Source organism: Chryseobacterium rhizoplanae (genome assembly GCF_900182655.1).
GTDB lineage: Bacteria > Bacteroidota > Bacteroidia > Flavobacteriales > Weeksellaceae > Chryseobacterium > Chryseobacterium rhizoplanae.
On record NZ_FXTC01000001.1, the window covers coordinates 788,904 to 808,023 of the forward strand.

General features: G+C 35.5%; 15 protein-coding genes, 1 tRNA gene and 1 pseudogene. 10 read left to right on the forward strand and 7 right to left on the reverse strand.

Annotated features, from left to right (window positions below; translation table 11 throughout):
- The first annotated feature begins 7 nt into the window (after positions 1 to 7).
- The 5 genes from FN817_RS03385 to FN817_RS03405 all read left to right on the forward strand — a co-directional run bounded on the left by FN817_RS03385 (position 8) and on the right by FN817_RS03405 (position 3,518).
- Positions 8 to 277, forward strand: a complete 270-nt coding sequence (locus FN817_RS03385; protein ID WP_228451464.1) for a hypothetical protein — start codon at positions 8 to 10, stop codon at positions 275 to 277.
- Between the two features lie 3 nt (positions 278 to 280).
- Entirely contained in the window at positions 281 to 1,579 is a 1,299-nt protein-coding gene (traM, locus tag FN817_RS03390) for a conjugative transposon protein TraM (RefSeq protein ID WP_142716711.1), read from the forward strand.
- A 15-nt stretch (positions 1,580 to 1,594) separates the two neighbouring features.
- Complete coding sequence (gene traN / locus FN817_RS03395; RefSeq protein WP_142716712.1) at positions 1,595 to 2,497, forward strand: conjugative transposon protein TraN; 903 nt, start codon at positions 1,595 to 1,597, stop codon at positions 2,495 to 2,497.
- Positions 2,498 to 2,564: 67 nt separating this feature from the next.
- Positions 2,565 to 3,059: a conjugal transfer protein TraO gene (locus FN817_RS03400; RefSeq protein ID WP_228451465.1), complete on the forward strand. Its 495-nt coding sequence runs from the start codon at positions 2,565 to 2,567 to the stop codon at positions 3,057 to 3,059.
- Between the two features lie 12 nt (positions 3,060 to 3,071).
- Complete coding sequence (locus FN817_RS03405; protein ID WP_142716714.1) at positions 3,072 to 3,518, forward strand: DUF3872 domain-containing protein; 447 nt, start codon at positions 3,072 to 3,074, stop codon at positions 3,516 to 3,518.
- A gap of 185 nt (positions 3,519 to 3,703) precedes the next feature.
- Here the strand turns inward: FN817_RS03405 and FN817_RS03410 are convergent.
- A pseudogene (locus FN817_RS03410) lies at positions 3,704 to 4,139 on the reverse strand (JAB domain-containing protein).
- Positions 4,140 to 4,911: 772 nt separating this feature from the next.
- Here FN817_RS03410 and FN817_RS23045 point away from each other — a divergent pair.
- Together FN817_RS23045 and FN817_RS23560 are read left to right on the forward strand one after the other, a co-directional pair.
- Entirely contained in the window at positions 4,912 to 5,085 is a 174-nt protein-coding gene (locus tag FN817_RS23045) for a hypothetical protein (RefSeq protein ID WP_167498790.1), read from the forward strand.
- Positions 5,086 to 5,181: 96 nt separating this feature from the next.
- Positions 5,182 to 6,753 (forward strand): recombinase family protein, encoded by a 1,572-nt coding sequence (locus FN817_RS23560; protein WP_142717052.1) that lies wholly within the window; start codon positions 5,182 to 5,184, stop codon positions 6,751 to 6,753.
- On the opposite strand, the gene FN817_RS03420 is transcribed toward FN817_RS23560, so the two are convergent.
- A tRNA-Arg gene (locus FN817_RS03420) sits at positions 6,713 to 6,787 on the reverse strand. The two genes, FN817_RS23560 and FN817_RS03420, sit on opposite strands and share 41 nt — an antisense overlap.
- A gap of 571 nt (positions 6,788 to 7,358) precedes the next feature.
- Positions 7,359 to 8,468 carry an epoxide hydrolase family protein gene (locus FN817_RS03425; RefSeq protein ID WP_142716715.1) on the reverse strand — a complete coding sequence of 370 codons (1,110 nt, stop codon included), beginning with the start codon at positions 8,466 to 8,468 and terminating at the stop codon, positions 7,359 to 7,361.
- A gap of 348 nt (positions 8,469 to 8,816) precedes the next feature.
- Between FN817_RS03425 and FN817_RS03430 the strand changes: the two genes are divergently transcribed.
- Positions 8,817 to 9,458, forward strand: a complete 642-nt coding sequence (locus tag FN817_RS03430) for an NAD(P)-dependent oxidoreductase (RefSeq protein WP_142716716.1) — start codon at positions 8,817 to 8,819, stop codon at positions 9,456 to 9,458.
- Positions 9,459 to 9,672: 214 nt separating this feature from the next.
- On the opposite strand, the gene FN817_RS03435 is transcribed toward FN817_RS03430, so the two are convergent.
- Positions 9,673 to 10,440, reverse strand: coding sequence for a methyltransferase domain-containing protein (locus FN817_RS03435; RefSeq protein ID WP_142716717.1), 768 nt, complete (start codon positions 10,438 to 10,440; stop codon positions 9,673 to 9,675).
- Between the two features lie 126 nt (positions 10,441 to 10,566).
- Positions 10,567 to 13,359, reverse strand: a complete 2,793-nt coding sequence (gene uvrA / locus FN817_RS03440; RefSeq protein ID WP_142716718.1) for an excinuclease ABC subunit UvrA — start codon at positions 13,357 to 13,359, stop codon at positions 10,567 to 10,569.
- 618 nt (positions 13,360 to 13,977) lie between these two features.
- On the opposite strand from uvrA, the gene FN817_RS03445 reads away from it, so the two are divergent.
- Together FN817_RS03445 and FN817_RS03450 are read left to right on the forward strand one after the other, a co-directional pair.
- On the forward strand, positions 13,978 to 15,789 hold the full coding sequence (locus tag FN817_RS03445) for a TonB-dependent receptor plug domain-containing protein (protein WP_142716719.1): 1,812 nt from the start codon (positions 13,978 to 13,980) through the stop codon (positions 15,787 to 15,789).
- Between the two features lie 71 nt (positions 15,790 to 15,860).
- The gene (locus FN817_RS03450; RefSeq protein ID WP_142716720.1) at positions 15,861 to 16,577 is read left to right on the forward strand and encodes a DUF2490 domain-containing protein; all 717 of its coding nucleotides are present in this window, start codon (positions 15,861 to 15,863) and stop codon (positions 16,575 to 16,577) included.
- Here FN817_RS03450 and FN817_RS03455 read toward each other — a convergent pair.
- Positions 16,574 to 18,622, reverse strand: coding sequence for a M48 family metallopeptidase (locus FN817_RS03455; protein WP_142716721.1), 2,049 nt, complete (start codon positions 18,620 to 18,622; stop codon positions 16,574 to 16,576). The genes FN817_RS03450 and FN817_RS03455 overlap by 4 nt on opposite strands.
- A 10-nt stretch (positions 18,623 to 18,632) precedes the next feature.
- Positions 18,633 to 19,079, reverse strand: coding sequence for a phosphohydrolase (locus tag FN817_RS03460; protein WP_047375800.1), 447 nt, complete (start codon positions 19,077 to 19,079; stop codon positions 18,633 to 18,635).
- Positions 19,080 to 19,120 lie beyond the last annotated feature (41 nt).

A 19,120-nucleotide genomic window follows, 5' to 3' on the forward strand; every position in this document is an offset into this window, starting at 1 on the left:
GACCAGAATGAAAAAACTAAGAGAGAAAATCGGACGATATATTTTGAGGATAGAAGATCATTGGAACGCTATTTCTGTAGGGAAACAGCGATTGATGACCAAGGTTTTCTTTGGTGTTTATGTTTTGATAACCGTCATCGTTATTGTCAATATATGTGTTACTACAGGTCAAAGAAGTAATACCATGTCTATCAATCATATTGACGGCATTTCTAAGAAACCTACCGAAAAAGGATCGAAGCATAATGAAATAGTAAACTCATCCACTAAAAAATAGAATATGAAAGATTCAGAAAAAATTAGAGTGACAGAAAATGATCTCTCCCAAAATTCTAACGGAGTGAATGATCATCCCAAGGCTCAATGGGAAAGATTAAAGAAACCTTTCATCTACTTTTTGATGGCTGCTGTATGTGCATCTTGCTTTTATCTGATCTTTAAGCCCAAAACCGATCATACCATTATTGAAGAGGCTGGCTTTAATACAGCTATTCCACAGGCAAAAGACGGTCAATTGCAGTCTGATAAGCAAAAGGCTTATGAGCAGCAGTTATTAGAGAAAAAGAATGAAGAAAAGAGAAATTCAATAACAACTTTATCAGATTACTGGAATGACCAGAACGGTGTAAACTATAGTAGCAACCCACCTTCTTTAACATCCACTAGAAGTGTACTTCAGCAATCCGATCAGAATGCTCTGAACAGTTATCGAAATGCACAGCAGACCTTAAGCTCATTCTATAATCGGGATAATCAGGAGGTCAATAATCTAAGGAAAGAAATTTCAAGGTTAAAGAATGAGTCAATGCAAAATCGTGCTGCTCCTTCGGGTCTGGGAATGAGCGACCAGTTAGAGCTCATGGAAAAATCGTATCAAATGGCTGCTAAGTATCTTCCAACGACGCCAAAGCAGGAAAAACCAGCAGAAAAAGAGGAGGTCGAAAAATCAACGGAAAAGAAGGTTAAACTGACTTCAGCAATACCGGTACGTTCCAATGTTGTTTCCTCATTATACAGAGACCAGTCGGATAGTGCTTTTATCGCAGGTTTGAATCAGAATAGATTTTATGACGGTCAAAATGATTCAGAAAACTCGGTTCAAACAAAAAACGCAATAAGAGGTGTGGTCTATGAAACTAAGACTTTGGTCAATGAAAGTACATTATCTATAAGGCTTTCAGAAGCGATGAAAGTCGGAAGAACTGAAATTCCCGCTGGGAGCTTACTGATTGCAGTAAACAAATTTCAGGGTGGGAGGCTTCAGTTAAAAATATCTTCCATTCAATCTCAAGGTAATATCTATCCTGTAGAAATCAATGTTTATGACACCGACGGTCAGATGGGATTGTATGTTCCTTATTCAGCGGAGCAGAATGCGGTAAGCGATATTGTAGCGAAAATGAGCCATACTTCAGGCACTAATATTATGATGACTCAATCAGCAGGACAACAGATTGCAGCTGATCTGAGCAGGGGAGTAGTACAGGGACTGTCGGGTTATTTTCAGAAGAGAGTCAGACAATTGAAAGTAACTGTAAAAGCTGGCCATCAAGTCTTCCTCTTAGCCAAAAATAACTAATCAAAAAAAATAAAAATGAATACACAAAAGAGTCATTATATTCTCATTATGCTATTACTTCTATTAGTAAACAAGACATTTGGGCAGGATTCTGTGACAACTTATATTTCCTTGGAACAGGCAAAATTGGACCCTTTCCGGATTAACGTCACCTACAATAAAACCAGTCATCTGATATTTCCTACATCAATACGATATGTTGACCTGGGAAGTGATCTTTTGGTTGCCAATAAAGCAGATCTTATAGGAAACGTTCTTCGGGTTAAGTCAGCTGTCAGGGATTTTGAAGAGGAAACTAATTTTTCGGTTATTACCGAAGATGGAAAATTTTACAGTTTTGATGCATCCTACAGTTCTTATCCGGAAATACTCAGCTATGATTTAGTAAAACTTCAGAGAGGTATTGAACGGCAGTATGCTACTGATGTATTATTTGAAGATCTTAAAGGAAGCTCAACTTCTCTAACCTGGCTCATTATGGAAAATCTTTACAGGAAAAGCAACAGAACTATTAAACATATTGTTTCAAAAAGCTATGGAATTGAGTTTTCAGTCAGAGCACTGCACGTTAATGACAGCAAGTTTTATTTCACATTGCAGGTTAAGAATCAAAGTAATGTGGGGTATGCTATTGAATGGGTCAATTTTAAAATTGTCGATAAAAAGAACTTAAAGCGAACGGTCGTTCAGGATAAGATTTTAGAGAAGGTTCGCACCTATTTCCCGGAAACGACCGTAGCTAATCATTCAGACAGTAAAGGGATTTATATGCTTGATCAGTTTACGCTCTTAAAAGATCAGGTTTTGGAGATTGAAATTCTGGAAAAGAATGGGGGAAGGCATCTGAAAGTACAGCTTGAAAATGAAGATCTGGTTCATGCAAGATTGATACATAGTTTAACCATTAAAACGGAGTAAGATGCACAAAATATTTTTAACAGTCATCTTCATGATGATAATGGGTAGCAAAATATTTGCTCAACAGATGATTCCTAAGCAAATTGGTATTGAATTTACCTATTCGGTATTTCCAAAATCTCCAGAAAAGCAAAATTATATGTTTAGTACGGGGCTTGTTTCTTACTCGAAGAATGGTAATTACTTCTTTGGACTAACAGAATTTAGCAGAAAATATTATAAATACACTAGCTGCGATATTCCGATAGATACATTCCTGCTGAGCAGTGGGTACAGTTTTTATGTTTGGGGAGACTTCATGCGAAATGTCAATCTTAATCTGGGAATTGGAGGTCTTGTTGGTTATGAACAGGTTAATAGAGGCAATGAATTGCTATATGACGGTTCAATGTTAACAGCAACGGATAATTTTATTTACGGATCAAATGGTAAGCTATCTATTGAAAGCTATCTGACTGAGCATTTAGTTTTCCTGGTCAACGGGCAACTTCGCTTTTTGAAAAATAGTCAAATGGTTAATTTTCACTCTCTGCTGGGGGTAGGAATAAGATATAATTTCTAAAAATAATGAAAAATGAAAAATATAATTAATACAGCTAAAATACAACTAAAGTGTTTCTTGCTACTATTTGTGATTGGACTATTTGTACAATCATGTGAGAAAGATGATTTGGAAATTCAGCAGAATTATCCTTTTAAGGTGTCGGTTATGCCTGTTCCTAAGGATATCGCTAAAGATGAGTATGTGGAGATCCGTATCAAAATTATTCCTGAAGGTAATTTTGCTGACACCAAATATTATCTTCGATATTTTCAGTTTGAGGGAGCAGGAAAGCTGCAGTATTATAACACTCAACCTTACTTTCCTAATGATATTTATCCTCTTTATGAGAAAGAGTTCAGATTGTATTATACTTCAACCTCTGAAGTTTCACAATCATTTACGGTATGGCTCTTAGACAGTTTTGGAAATGAGGAGAAAATTGAATTTCAATTCAACAACAAAAAGCTAAACGGATAAATACTATTTCTTTAGCTTACATATATATATTTCCACTTCAAATAAAACCATCTAATTTGAGAAGCATTGTTTAGTATTTGCGGAAAGATGGTTGGCCCCCTAAAGGACAAGCATCTTTCCGTGACGCCACAAGAATCCAGACCGGGAACCGGCTCTGGATTCTTATTTTTAGAAATTTAAGTCCCTTATAAAATACCTTCATCGGAGAAAGAGAAGGAGTCGGTTGACGTTATTATACAATGATCAAGCAGGTTAATATTTAATAGTTGGGCAGCCTCCTTTATTTTTTGTGTGATGCCTATGTCTTCGCGAGAAGGTGTAAGGTTTCCGGAAGGATGGTTATGGGCTATAATAAATGATACGGCATAAAGCTCCCTGCATGATGATTCTGATGTCAACAAGAGAAGAGGTAATTCCAGATTCTGATATTTTTTGTATTCCTAAGACCTTGTTAGCCTGATTCATATACATTGAGTAAAATGACTCTCTGTAGTCGATCTGATCTGCATCAAAATGTTCCCGGAAAATATCTGTAGCATCCTGGGAGTTCAGTACTTTTTTTTCAGTATTTCCTTTTCTTGTGTAGATCAATTTGATCTCATTTACGATATTATATTTCATTGTTATTGCTCTGAGTACGGCAGAGCCTTTTGTTTCCCGTACTTAAGTTAAAAAAGCATTTTATTTAAAACATTATTTAAAACATTATTTAAAACATCTTTGAAATGTTATGTATCTTTTTTAGATCAAAAGCCTTTTCAATCTCTTCTCCGTCCTATTTCTTAAAAGCTTTTCAGGCTTCGCTGAATATTTTTCAAAAGAAAAACCGGAAAAAAGAAAGCAGATATGAAGTGTTGACAATGAAAAAAGCCAAAAGGAAACGGAATAATTGGAGGGTACCTTCAGGGAGGAAACCGTTTATGCCGTAGTCTTTTGGCTGAATAAGCGATGGCTGGCAACAATACCTTAGCTGCCTTTTTACCGGTTATTTTTGAAAATGTTATAACTCTCAATAAAAATCCAGTGGGGTCAATGAATATAAAGTCTTGTTATAAAAATAAGGTATTGAAATATAAGATCTAGGGTGGGTGCTATTTGGACATGATTTGCCAAATAAAATCACTAAGTATAAGTGATTAACTATGTAATTTTTTCAGGACAATCAAATTGTACTGATTTTCCAATATAAATGATAGGAACTTATCAAAATGCGCAACGGTGTTTCGTATATAATTTAAAAGACAGTAACCTGTTATAAATTTTGGTGGTTTAAAAGTATTTTGCTTAAACCTGAAAGATATGTCATTTACTGCCAAACAGATGCTTTTACTTTCTAACGACACCTTCTTTAAATTATGTATTCAATTTTATGTTCCAAAACAAAAACGTGAATATGGAAAGATTACAAATAAGTACAATGACAACAGAAGAAACAATCGAGCTCCTTAAAACTGATGGCGTGGACATTACTCTTGAGGAAGCAAAAATGATTTTAGTATTTTTATATTTAATTGCCGGTCTTGTAACTAGTGAAAAATTCAATTTTGAAATAATACTAGTAGATTAACTTCTTTAATAAATCTTGTTTTTACTATTAAGTTGATTACAAACCTTGTAAATACTTTTTCGATATCTTTAGGTGAAAATTTTTAAACTAATTATTATGAGTAATGTTGCTTTATATATTCGTGTATCAACTGATGAGCAGGCAGATAGAGGTTACTCTCAACGTGATCAGGAAGAACGCTTAAAAAGGTATTGCGAAACTAATAATCTTAAAATTGATAATGTTTTTTTTGAAGATCATTCAGCAAAAAATTTTAATCGTCCGTCATGGAATGATCTTTTAATTTATCTAAAGAAAAAAAAATCTAAAATTGATAAAGTCTTATTTACTAAATGGGACCGTTTTAGCAGGAATGCAGGTGATGCATATCAAATGATAAGTATCCTTAAGAAACTGGGAGTAGAAGCCCAGGCTATAGAACAGCCATTGGATCTTTTCATACCAGAAAATAAAATGATGTTAGCAATTTATCTTGCTGCACCAGAGGTAGAGAATGACAGACGAGCATTGAATACATTTCATGGGATGCGAAGAGCTCAAAAGGAAGGAAGGTGGATGGCTAGCGCTCCTTTCGGATACACAAATAAAATTACAGAAGATGGCAAATATAAGTTTATAGAGCCTAAAGAACCCGAAGCTTCAATAATACGCTATTTCTTTAATGAAATAGCAAAAGGAATTGAAGCTCCTGAAACTATACGTCGACAGCTTTCAGAAAAAGGAGTAAAGATTTTGAGTAATCAAGCCTTTCATGTTGCGATAAGAAATCCAGTGTATTGTGGTAAAATATTTATAAAGAAATACCGGGATGAAGAAGCTCACTATGTAAAATCTTTACATGCTCCTCTTATAAGTGAGACACTATTTAATAAAGTTCAGTTAATTTTAGAAGGCAATAAAAGGAAAAACCGAAAGTATATAAAATTTAGTTCTGCTGACGTTTTTCCATTAAGAGGTTTTTTGATTTGTCCAAAATGTGGAAAAAATTTAACTGCCAGCGGTTCAAAAGGAAGTCAGAGAGTATATTATTACTATCATTGTAAATCATCTTGTGGATTTAGGCAAAGTGCTGAACTTACCAATAATCTTTTTGTTGAGGAATTAAAGAAATATGAGTTTCTTCCTTCAGTTCAAAAAATCTTACAAAATATTCTACTAACAGCCTATAAAAAGTATAATAACAAAGCTGATGATAGAAGAAAAAGAATAATTTCTGAAATAGAGACTTATAATGCTAAGATAGCTCTTGCACGAGAAAAATTATTAGCGGAAAAGATTGAGGATGACGATTATATGATCATTAAAGCACAGTCTAAACAAAAAATTGAAATTCTTGAAAATGAACTTCATGCTTGTTTAGTTGCGACTCGTAATCCCAAAAAAGTTGATGATCGCTTAAACAAGGCTCTATCAGTTATATCTAACTTATCATTATTATACCAATCAAGTAGTGTAGAAGCAAAAAGAAAAATAATTAGTTCGATATATCCAGAAAATCTTGAATTTACAGGAATTGAATATCGAACTACCAGAGTAAATTCAGTATTAAGAAGTATATCTCTTGTAACCAATGCGTTAGGTGATGCAAATAATAAAAAAAATGATAAGAAAACAGCTTATCCCTGTCTGGTAGCCCCACCAGGGATCGAACCTGGATCTAAAGTTTAGGAAACTTTTATTCTATCCATTGAACTATGAGGCCTGTTTTAAATGAAACTTTGTCCTGTATTCTTTAAAATTTTTTTAACGCAAAGACAAAATTCAATGTATTGTTAATAAGGAAGCTAAGAAAGCGACAATGTCGCTGATGAAGCTATGCATTGGCTTGTAAAGAATCAACGAAGTTGATTACCTCTTTGCTCCCTTTAGAATATAAATTTATAAATTAAACCTTTTCGTAAAAATGTAAGCAGTACAAAATATTTTTTCAGATTTTGACTGAGTCAAATAATCTTCCAAAAGCTTTATTTACAAAGGTATATGGGTAAAAGAATCTGCCCTTTAGGGGCAGATCCAATAGATAAATACATCTCATTTTTTTAATTAGACAACAATAAAAAGCACAGCCGACAATGCTGTGCTTAAATTTTTATTTCAAATTTAATTGCAATTTCAATAGTAGTAAGAAAAGCAAATAAAGTTTCCACTTCGATGTTTATTACATAGTAAATGTAGTAATAATTTTAATACGAAATATAAATTTAATGTTAAAATTCACAAGTTATCCACAATTTGTTGTGGATAAGTCTAGACTAGGGGTAAAATCTTCTTCTTTATTTGACAGAATAAAAGAATGATCTTAGTTCATCTGCAAATATGTGAGGTAATTCCAGGGGAACAAAATGACCACCTTCATTCATCTTTTTAAAGCTGGTTACATTCACGAAACGTTCTGCCCATTCTTTCGGAAACTGAGCTTCACGGGGAAATACGAGCACGCCGGCCGGAACATTACTCTTTTGATGAACATGTGTTCCGCTCCATAAGGCTGCTGCATCTTCTTTGTACATTCTCGCAGAAGATCCTATCGTTTGGGTTACCCAGTAAATCATAATATTGGTAAGCATTTCATCCCTTCCTCCAAACGCAGTTTCTATTAATTCCGGTGGTGCTCCGGCGTTGATAAAGCTAATGATCCAGCCCGCAAGCCCTACAGGAGAATCATTTAGTCCATAAGCAAGAGACTGGGGTTTTGTAGATTGAACCATTGCATACGCTCCTTCGCTATACCACCAGTGTTGGACAAACTGCGCGAACTGTTTTTCATCTTCACTCATTGTTGCCGGGTCTTCTTGTCCGGTTGGATATCCAACATCCGTAAGATGAACCGCTTCCATGACATCAGGGTATTTTGAAATCAATGCTTTTACGACTCCCATGCCTATATCACCTCCGGCAGCACAGAATTTTTCATATCCTAGCACTTCAGTCATCAGCTTTTTCCAAAGATCAGCAACTCTTGCACTGCTGACCGCAGTTTTATCGGAAAAGCCAAACCCGGGAATAGAAGGGATGATCAGATCAAAACTCTGTTCGCCTTCGGTAAGCAAAGGAATAATTTTATGAAAACGGTAATAGCTGTCCGGCCAGCCATGGGTAAGAATCAAAGGTTTGGGATTGGAACCTTTGCCCCTGATGTATTGAAAATGAATCAGAATTCCGTCTATGCGGGTTGTATACTGTGGATGTTGATTTAACTGCTGCTCATGCATTTTCCAGTTGTAATCATTTACCCAGTAGTTGGTAAGCTCTTTCAGGTAAGTTTCATTGGTGCCGTAGTTCCAGCCAGAGTCTTTGGGTTCTTCGGGCCATCGGGTGTTTTGGATACGGTTTTTCAGGTCGGTTATTACCGATTCGGGAATGTTAACAGTAAATGGTTCCATATTAATATATTATATTGGTGTAAAGCGATTGTTTTGAAAGTTACTGATAATAAGATCGTTATCAAAGTTATAAACTTTCTCTTTTAATAAGTGTTGTCAAAATCATAATTTTTTTGATTTTTTAATGATGAAAAAAGTGTAACTTTATTTCATTAAAATCTCGTAATACATATTACTGATTCAGGAATCATTCTGAAACCTGAAAATCTTAGGTTCAATTTTCTGAACCCAATACACTTATTATATCATATCTAAAAAAGCAAAGGCAATACGCCATTTGTAGTATCAACAGTCATCAGCGGCTAATCTGCTGTTGATTATTGATATTTAATATTAAAAAAAATCATTATGAATACTTATAAAATTGCCGTTATCGGCGGAACGGGAAAATCCGGTCAATATCTGGTTAAAAACCTTTTGGAAAAGGGATATTCCCTTAAACTTTTAGTAAGACATCCTGAAAATTTTACCATTCAAAATTCCTTAATTGAGGTGGTGAAAGGAGATGTAAGATATGAAGCAGCTGTCCGTTCATTAATTGAAGGAACTGATATTGTAATGAGCACTCTGGGGCAGCCCAAAGGAGAGAAATCTATTTTCAGTGATGCTGCGAAAAATATCATCGGAGCGATGAATCATCATGGGATCAGTCGTTATATGGTAACCACAGGTTTGAGTGTGAATACACTATTTGATCAAAAAAATGAAAGAGTGAAAATGGCGACCGACTGGATGTACCAGAATTATCCGGAAACAACTGCTGATAAGCAAAAAGAGTACGAAATTCTTATGGAAAGCAATTTGGACTGGACTTTGGTAAGATTGCCACTCATCCATCTTACAGAAGAAAGTTTTAAAACTGAAACAAGTCTTACTGACTGTCAAGGAGAAAATATCAGCGCTTCAGATCTGGCTGAGTTTTTGGCTTCTCAGATTGAAAATTCTGAGTATATCAGGAAAAGTCCATTTTTGTATAATCTGAAAGAGTAACTATTTTATTAATAAACAGAAGCAGTTGTCTCAGAAATGTCATTCTGAACATAGATTAAAGGTCTGCGAACATAGTTCTGAAATGTAGTGAAGAATCTCATATATTGGTTATCAATGAGATTCTTCCTTCGTCAGAAATCGAAGATTCGACGTAGTCAATGACAAAGTTCAAACTATTTGAATTCTGAGACGGCTGTTTCTGTTTTAATATCTTTTATTTTTTACGGCCGTACATCAAAATACGTTTAAATGCATAGATAGCCGGATACTTTGTAAATCTTTGTGCGATGCGTGATTTAAATTCGGTAATGAAACTTTCTTTTTGATTTCCTTCCAGACGTTCCAGATACGGCAATAATGCAGTTCCTGAAATAAATTCATATAAAGCCTCATGATCATCTGCAATAATAGGATATACCTTCTGGAAAATTTCTATATCCTGAATTCCGTTATCAAACAAAATCTGAGCATACTCATCCATCGAAAGCACCGGTGAATCACGGTTGAAATGATTTAACTGTGATGCATAAGGTTCTTCATCTGCCATTTCCGTAAGGATTTGATTGAGGATATTCTCTTTCTGAACAGGCATCTGAATAGCGAGCTGTCCTTTGGGGGATAGCAGTCCGATGATCTTAGGAAATAAAGTTTCATGATCGTCCGTCCATTGCAGCGCTGCATTACTGAAAACAAGATCCCATTGTTGATCAGACTGTGCTGTTTCTTCAATGCTCTGAAGCTTAAAGTGTAAATGATCATTTTCAAATTTTTTCGATTTTTCAAGCATTTCTGCTGATGAATCAATTCCTAAAAATGTAGAACCTGTCAGTTTTTCGGTTAAAATGGAAGTTTGTTCTCCGGTACCACAGCCTAAGTCAATGGCTTTTATATTGTTTTCAGGCTTGATTAACGCGGCTAAATCATAAAAGGGTTTGTAGCGTACATCTTTGTATTGATCGTATAGTTCGGGATTCCAGGGCATAAAAATAATTTTGAAGTGATATATAAAGGTAAAGAATCTATTTTAAAACAGGTGTCAAAATGCGGCCCGTTATTATTTAAATCAGCATAAAAAAAGCGACTGTTACTAAAACGGTCGCTTTTAATTTTATTGTTCAAGTTTTTCCTTGATGTATTTTGCGGTGTAAGACTTTTTATTTTTTGTCAGGTCTTCAGGAGTTCCTGCAAATACAACTTCACCACCGTGTTTTCCTGCTTCCGGACCAATATCAATGATGTAATCGGCACATTTGATGATATCCGGCTGGTGTTCAATAACAATCACAGAATGGCCTAGGTCAATCAATGCCTGCAGTGATTTCAACAGCTTCTGAATATCATGGAAATGCAGTCCTGTGGAAGGTTCATCAAAGATAAACAAGGTTTTATCCGTCGTTACCCCTTTTACAAGAAATGAAGCCAGTTTTACACGCTGTGCCTCACCACCGGAAAGGGTAGAAGAGCTTTGTCCGAGCTGCAGATATCCTAAACCTACTTCCTGAAGAGGTCTCAGTTTCGTTACAATCTTTTCTTCATTATTATCTTTAAAAAATTCCAGCGCTTCATTTACGGTCATATGAAGAATATCCGAGATGTTTTTCTCATCAAATTTCACCTCAAGAATCTCGTTTTTGAATCGTGTGCCTTTACAAACTTCGCATTCAAGCTCGATGTCTGCCATGAACTGCATAGAAACATTGATCACACCTTCTCCTTTACATTCATCACATCTTCCGCCATCTACGTTGAAGGAGAAATGTTTAGGTTTGTAACCCATCATTTTCGCTACTTTCTGCTTGGCAAAAAGATCACGAATGTCATCATAAGCCTTCAGATAGGTTACCGGATTTGAACGGGATGATTTTCCGATCGGATTCTGATCAATCAATTCAATGTTTTTGATCAGTTTTTTCGGGAATTCTACAGAATCATAGTCTCCTTTTTTACCACCCATTCCAAGCTGGATCTGAATGTCATTCGTAAGGATTTCTTTCATCAGAGTAGATTTTCCGCTTCCTGAAACTCCGGAAATAACAACCAGGCTTTCCAGTGGAACATCTACATCTATATTTTTAAGGTTGTTCTGACGGGCTCCTTTAATATGAATCCATTCTTTTCCTTTTCTTCGTTTCTTCGGAACTTCAATTTCCAGCCTTCCCGTAAGGTATTCTGAAGTAAGGGTGTTGGCTTTTTTCAGATCTTTATAATCTCCTGCAAATACCAGTTCACCGCCAAGGTAACCGGCTTCCGGACCAATATCAATAATATAATCCGCAGCTCTCATTACATCTTCATCGTGTTCTACCACAATTACGGTATTTCCAAGGTCACGAAGATTTTTCAATACTTCAATCAGGTTTTCTGTATCTTTGGAGTGAAGACCGATAGAAGGCTCATCCAGGATATAAATGGAACCTACCAAAGAACTCCCTAAGCTGGTTGCTAAGTTGATTCTCTGACTTTCGCCTCCTGAAAGTGTATTGGAAGTTCTGTTTAATGTTAAATAGCCTAATCCTACTTTTAATAAAAATTCCAGACGGGTTGTAATTTCATAGATCAGCCTTTTAGCCACCTCTTTGTCATGATCTGAAAGCTTTAGTCCATTGATTACCGGAGCCAGCTCATCCAAAGGAAGTTCTATCATCGACTGGATATTATGTCCGTCAACTTTTACCCAGCTTGTTTCTTCACGCAGTCTCAATCCTTCACACGTAGGACAAAGGGTTTTTCCTCTGTAGCGTGAAAGCATTACTCTGTACTGGATTTTATATAAATTTTCTTCAAGCATTTTGAAGAAATTATTGATGGATGGGAAACTGCTTTTTCCGTCACCTTTCCAAAGGAAATTTTTCTGCTCTTTTGTTAATTGGTGATACGGTTTGTGAATAGGGAAGTCACCTGCTTTTTTGATGAAATCTTTTTTCCACTCACTCATGGTTTCACCTCTCCAGCTTACAACGGCATCTTCGTAGATGGATAATGTTTTATTGGGAACTACAAGATCTTCGTCTATTCCGATTACTTTCCCGTATCCTTCACATGCAGGACATGCTCCGTATGGATTATTAAAGCTGAAAAAATGAACATTCGGTTCAAGAAATTCAATTCCGTCCAGTTCAAACTTATTGGAGAATTCCTTTACTTTTTCAGTATCTGTATTTTTCAATGAACAGTAGCCGCGCCCTTCATAAAATGCCATCTGAATAGAATCCGCAAGTCTCTGCAAAAAGCTTTCGTCTTCTTCATAAGAGAAACGGTCAATGACAAGATTGATCGTCATTCCTTTTTCAGGAGCAAATCCAAAGCTTTCAAGATCTTCGATTCCTGCTAAGTTTCCGTTGATTTCAAGTCTTGTGAAACCTGCAAGTTTTAAGACATTCAGTGTTTCTTTAAAATTGTCAGCATCGTATTCCAAAGGAGCCGTCAATAAGAAAGACGTATCTTTTTTAGATGCTTTGATAAAATCTACCACATCAGAAACCGAATCTTTTTTCACTTCTTCACCCGAAACAGGAGAAAACGTTTTCCCGATTCTGGCAAAAAGAAGTTTCATATAATCGTAGATCTCCGTAGAGGTTCCTACCGTAGAACGCGGATTGGAAGAAATTACTTTCTGCTGGATCGCAATAGACGGCGCAAGCCCTTTAATGTCATCTACTTTCGGTTTTTCTAATTTCCCCAAAAACTGACGCGCATAAGAACTTAAACTTTCAACATATCTTCTCTGCCCTTCAGCATAAATGGTATCAAAGGCCAGAGATGACTTACCGCTTCCTGAAACGCCTGTAATAACAATCAGTTTATTCTTCGGGATCAGGACATCTATATGTTTCAGATTGTTAAGATGTGCATTCTTAACAAAAATCTGTTTTTTTATGTCTATTTCTGTTGTATTAGCCATATTTTGTTTATTCATAAAAGTGACTGTACAGCATAAGGCTGCCAGTATAATGGTGTTTTGCCACAGAATATTCCAAGGCTGTCATCAATTGAATTTTTCCTCTATTCTTAAATCTGTCTGATATTTTTAGTTAAAAAATACAGTTGAAACAGAATAGTTTCATCATAAAATTAAGACCCACAAAATTACGAATTTTTAGTGAAAATTTTATGCATATATTATTGTTAAAAATTATTATTATAAATGGTAAATCAGGGGAATAAAATGGGAAAATAATCATCGGAAAATGATAAAATGAAGCTGATTTTGTGATTTATTCTTGTTTTACCGTTTATTTTACTGTACTTTATATAGTTTTAGAAAATATGTTAAATTTTTTTATGAAACTATTGTTTTGTATTTTAAAATTATTTAAAATTGTACCCTTAAATATGTACTAAGAAATGAGAAAATTATTCAGAGATCTGGTTACACATTTAATGAAGAAAAGATAGAATTACTCCCTCACACAGATGCAGCATTACGCTGCATCTTTTTTTATGACAACTATCATTTGCCTGTCTTGGTGAACTCCCTTACTTTTGGAATCTGTTATAAAAGAAAACTACGGAAACGATTATGATCAAAAAGATAGGAAGTGCTTTTTTTCTGGGATCTTTACTTTGGGTACATGCACAGGAGAAGACAACAGATATTGAAAGCATTGAATTTCAGGGAAAATTTATCTCTACACCTTATAAAAGTGCCAATCAGAATATCAGCGTTATCAGCAGAGAAGATATTGTAAATTCTCCGGCTAAAAGTATAGACGAAATTCTTCAGCAGGTACCCGGTATGGATATCAGAAGGAGAGGAGCCAATGGGGTGCAGAGTGATATCGGTTTCCGGGGAAGTTCTTTTGAGCAGGTTCTTCTGCTTCTGAACGGAATCAGGATGAATGACTCCCAGACCGGACATAACAATATGAATATTCCGGTTGATCTGGATGAGGTAGAAAAGATTGAAATTATAAAAGGGCCTGCTGCCAGACGTTTCGGGCAGAATGCTTATGCCGGTGTTATCAATATTATTACTAAAACTGTTCCCGGAAAGAAAGTGAAGATCAGTGCAGAAGGGGGAGATTTCAGTACGTATGGTCTTGGCTTCAATGCACAGATAGGAAATGAAAAGTTTACCAATTCCCTTCAGGCCAATTCTGCTTCTTCAGAAGGTTATATGTTTAATACTGATTATGAGATCAGAAATGTTTTTTATCAGGGAAAACTGAATATTAAAAACGGAGATGTGAGAGTACAGGCAGGTTTTTCGGAAAAGAAATTCGGGGCCAATGGTTTTTATGCTTCCAAAGATGCAACAAAGCAGTATGAAGAGACACAGGCATCTATTGTAAGTGTAGCTCACCAACAGACGTTTGGGAAACTAAAGCTTAATTCAAATGTATACTGGAGAAGAGGTCAGGATATGTATCTTTATAACAGATGGGATCCTGATTTTTACAGAAATATGCACATTGGAAATAACGTAGGCGGTGAAGTAAATTCCAGCTACCAATGGGGGTTGGGTACAACCGGAATTGGAGTAGAGCTTAGAAAAGAATTTTTGGTGAGCAGTAATCTGGGTGATAGAAACCGCTTTGTATCTCAGGTTTTCTTTGAACATCATTTTTCATTACTGGATAAAAAACTGAACATCAGTCCGGGAATTTCATGGGCTAACTACTCTAAAGAAGGAAATTTCTTTTATCCTGGTCTGGATGTCGGCTATAACTTTACTCCTAATAGTAAAATCTACGGAAATATTGCAAAAGTACATCGTATACCTACCTTCACCGAACTTTTTTATATAAGTAAAACAGAACAGGGAAATCCGGACTTACAGCCTGAAAATGCGCTTTCATCCGAGGTAGGATATCAATATCAAAATAACAGAATTTTAGCTAAAATAAGCGGGTTTTTAAGGAATTCCAGCAATTCTATTGACTGGGTTAAAAATGACCCGGGTGACAAAGTATGGTTTGCCCAAAATGTAGGAGATATCAAAACCAAAGGAATAGAAGCAGAGTGGAGTCATAGGCCGGTAGACTGGTTTAAATACACGGTTGGGTATACTTATATCGACAGCAAATATGAAGAGAAAAATGGATTGGTTTCGAGATACATTCTTGACAACCTGAGACATCAGTTTATTTCCAAATTAGAGGTGAAATTCCTGAAAAACTTTACCAACGAGCTTGTTTACCGTTATAATGAAAGAGTAAATCTGGGAACTTATAATCTTGTTGATGAAAAGCTGAGTTTTGCTAAAAAGGACTACTCAGTATATGTTTTGATTAACAATATTACCAATACAAACTACACGGAAGCATTTGGAGTAGCAATGCCGCAAAGGTGGTTCCACATTGGGTTTTCTTACACAATTAATATTAAGTAGGTGTTAATTTAATATTAATGAAAGTTAATATTAACAAATTGTTAAAAAATATACATTTGCAAAAATTTTTTATGAAACGTCTTATAGGCTTAGGTTTACTACTTGGTATTTCTTTTTTTAAAGCACAGGAACATATTTCCAGCTTCAATGCAGTGACTCTGACCTATAAGTTTCATCCGAAATTTTTCCTTTATGCAGAAGGACAGATGCGTGGTAATGAAGATTATACCTACCCTGATTATTATGAGATAAAAGGGGGAATAGGGTATAATCTTACCAAAGATCACAAGCCTTTCATAGGATTGGGAAGATATGTCAACTATAAAGACCATAGTTTAAGCAGAGAGGAGTTCAGGGTATGGCTTCAGGATGTGATTGATATTAAAAAAGGCATCGTGAAGTTTGAAAACCGTTTTCGTGTTGAGAAAAGCTGGTTCTATGAGCCTAAAACAGATCTTACTTCCCAGAGAATGCGCTACAGATACCGTCTGAATGTAAGTGTTCCTTTAAATTCCAAAACCATTAAAAAAGGAACTGTCTTCGCTAATGCGTATGACGAAATCTTCTTTGTGAGCCCAATGAAGCCTAGTTTTGCCAGAAACAGAGTGTATGGCGGGTTTGGCTATCAGATTGATGATTACTTTGGAATCGTGAGCGGATATCTTTGGCAGCGTGAATTTGAAGCAAAAGGGAATAAAAATTTACATTTTATTTATCTTGCCTTAAACATCAACATTGATGGAACGAACCATCACACGAAGACCTACGATTTCCCGGGTGCAGATTAATTCTTATTTAAACCTGACTGAAAATTTAATAAATCCAGCTTAGAATTAAGGTAGTGATCGCTGAGTAATGCCCGGTATTTTTCAATCAGCAAGGATACAGCACTTACCTCATGCTCAATATATTTGTCTTTGTTGAAGTAGATGTATTCGGAATCTACAAATTCCTGTAAAAAGTTTTTATCTTCATCACTTAAGGCTTCCTTATACGCTGAGTTTTCAAGAAGTTCCCTGGTCTTTTGTTTAAAAGGTTCTTCTGCTTTTAATAACTTGGCTCTATGTTTACGGATTTCTTCAAAGGGTAAAGTGACCGCCATAAACTGTAGATATACTGTAAACTCATTAAGACTTTTCTGATAATCGTCAAATTCTCTGTCTATAACTGCCAGTTTCTTATACTTGGCAAGCAGGTCTTTTTTCAGGTCCTCATCAGAAATATGGTAATAATGCCGAAAGATAGCTTTGTCATTTTCAAGAAGTTCTTTCTGTACCTTTTTCAGTTCATTTTCAAGATCAGGAATAAGATTTCTGGCATCTTTTGCTTTGTATAGACTGCCATCAAACCTGAAGGTTTTTATTTCTTTCGGATAAGAAGCCAGGTATTGCAGTGTCTGAATATCACTCTCTATTCCGGATTTTTCGTAGACTAAAGATACTTTTTTGTCACTGAAAAGTTCAGAAACATCATGAGACGAGGAGCCTGAAATTACAGTTTCAATATTTTCTACAATAGGATTATGCCTTTCGTAATATCCGTTAAAATCTGAACTGAAAGTTTTATAGTTGTTATCGTCCAGATAGAGTTGTATAAAACTTTCATCATCTATCACTTCTCCTACATTTTTTACACTGCGTAAAGTAAGGAATTTCGACGTCATGGTTTCGCAGATAGTATCAAAACCACTGATGATCTCTTTTGCATACCTGTGGTCTGCAGGTGTATTTCTGGTTTCGTTTGTTTTAATCCTTTCAATTCTTTTTAGGATATCCGGATGTGAAGTCCATTGGTCTTCAATTTCTATTCTGGATTTATTATATCGGGTAAGATCTTCGGCATCTATTTTAGGAAGCCCGTTTACGTAAGGATGATTGTTTCTTTCGCATAAGATTTTCATTAAAGAGATCTGATTTTTATAAAGATTCTTTGGAAGATATTTTTGCTGGCTTTCAACATAAAAATTAAAAGAATAATTAAAAGCAGCATCACTTAATTCCAGTCTTAAGAGAGATGAAGCCTGCTCTTCAGGATTGGTAATAAAGGTTGAAATAGCATCTGCATGGTATTCCATTTCTCTTTGGAGAGAAGCATGATTTTTGAAAAGAAAATTCGATATGCTTTTAAGAACAGATTGAAATGCATTGATGAAACTGACCGATATCAGACCAAAAATTTTAAAAACAGCATTGCCTCCTGAAAATTCCAATATGAAATTTTCGTACTCTTTATTATTGTAAACCGTTTCAAAGATTATTTTTTCAGCCTGATTGACGTAGCCGCCCACCTTCATGCTTTTTTGAGAAAAATGTCCAAACTCATGGGCTAAAATGGTTCTTAATTCTCCCACACTGGTTGAATTGATAAGTCCAACCCCGATCGTCAGATTTTTCTTTACCGGCAAAAACATACTCCAGAAAATGGAATTGTAGCTTACGCTGGCATTCACATCGGGCGAAAGAAAAACTTTTTGTGGAGCTTTCACTTTGGTTTCAGCTACAATTTCATCAATAATGGCAAACAGTTCAGGCTGGTGGGATCTGTTGACTTCTATCAGATGACGGGTGCTGTAATGTGTCTTTTTGAAAATAAATTTAACAAGAAATATAAACACAAAAACTCCAACACTTAGCAATCCTGCTGCACCAAAAACTGTGAAGTAATTGAGAGAAATACTTAACAGCTTTATGGCCCCGTATCCTAATAAACATATCATCAGAAGTGAGGCAAGTATAAGTATCAGATAGATCAGAAAAAAAACTGAAATAGATACAATAGCAGAGACCAGCTTGGATTGATAAGCTGATGAAATTTTAGGCAGGTTATTAGTCATGTGTTTTTTATTAATATTTCTCTATCAGATAACGATACGCTTTCAGATATTTGTTGAATCTTTTAATATCCTTAGGAGTAAGTTCTCTGTTGACTCTTCTAAGATCCATGTTGTCACGAAGGTCATTCAGTTTTACGGCAACAGAGAGCAGAGATCTTTCTGTTCTTTTAATGAAATCATCGTAATCTTCTTCCGGATCAAACTTGGTAAGACAGCTGATAGCGAAAATAATATATTCTGGAAACCCTTCAGACCTTAAATAATCCAGACTGAATTCTTCCGGATGATCTTCCACTACATCATGCAGTACACCTACAATTTTTTCGTCCAGTGTTTTACCATAATTCATCACACGCATTACGTGGGCTATGTATGGGGCATGGTATTTATCTGTTTGTCCTTTATGGGCTTTGTCGGCAATTTTGATTGCTCTATTCAGTAATTCTTCTTTTGTCATTTCTAATGAAAAATAGAATACAAAAATAAAAAATGCCTTAA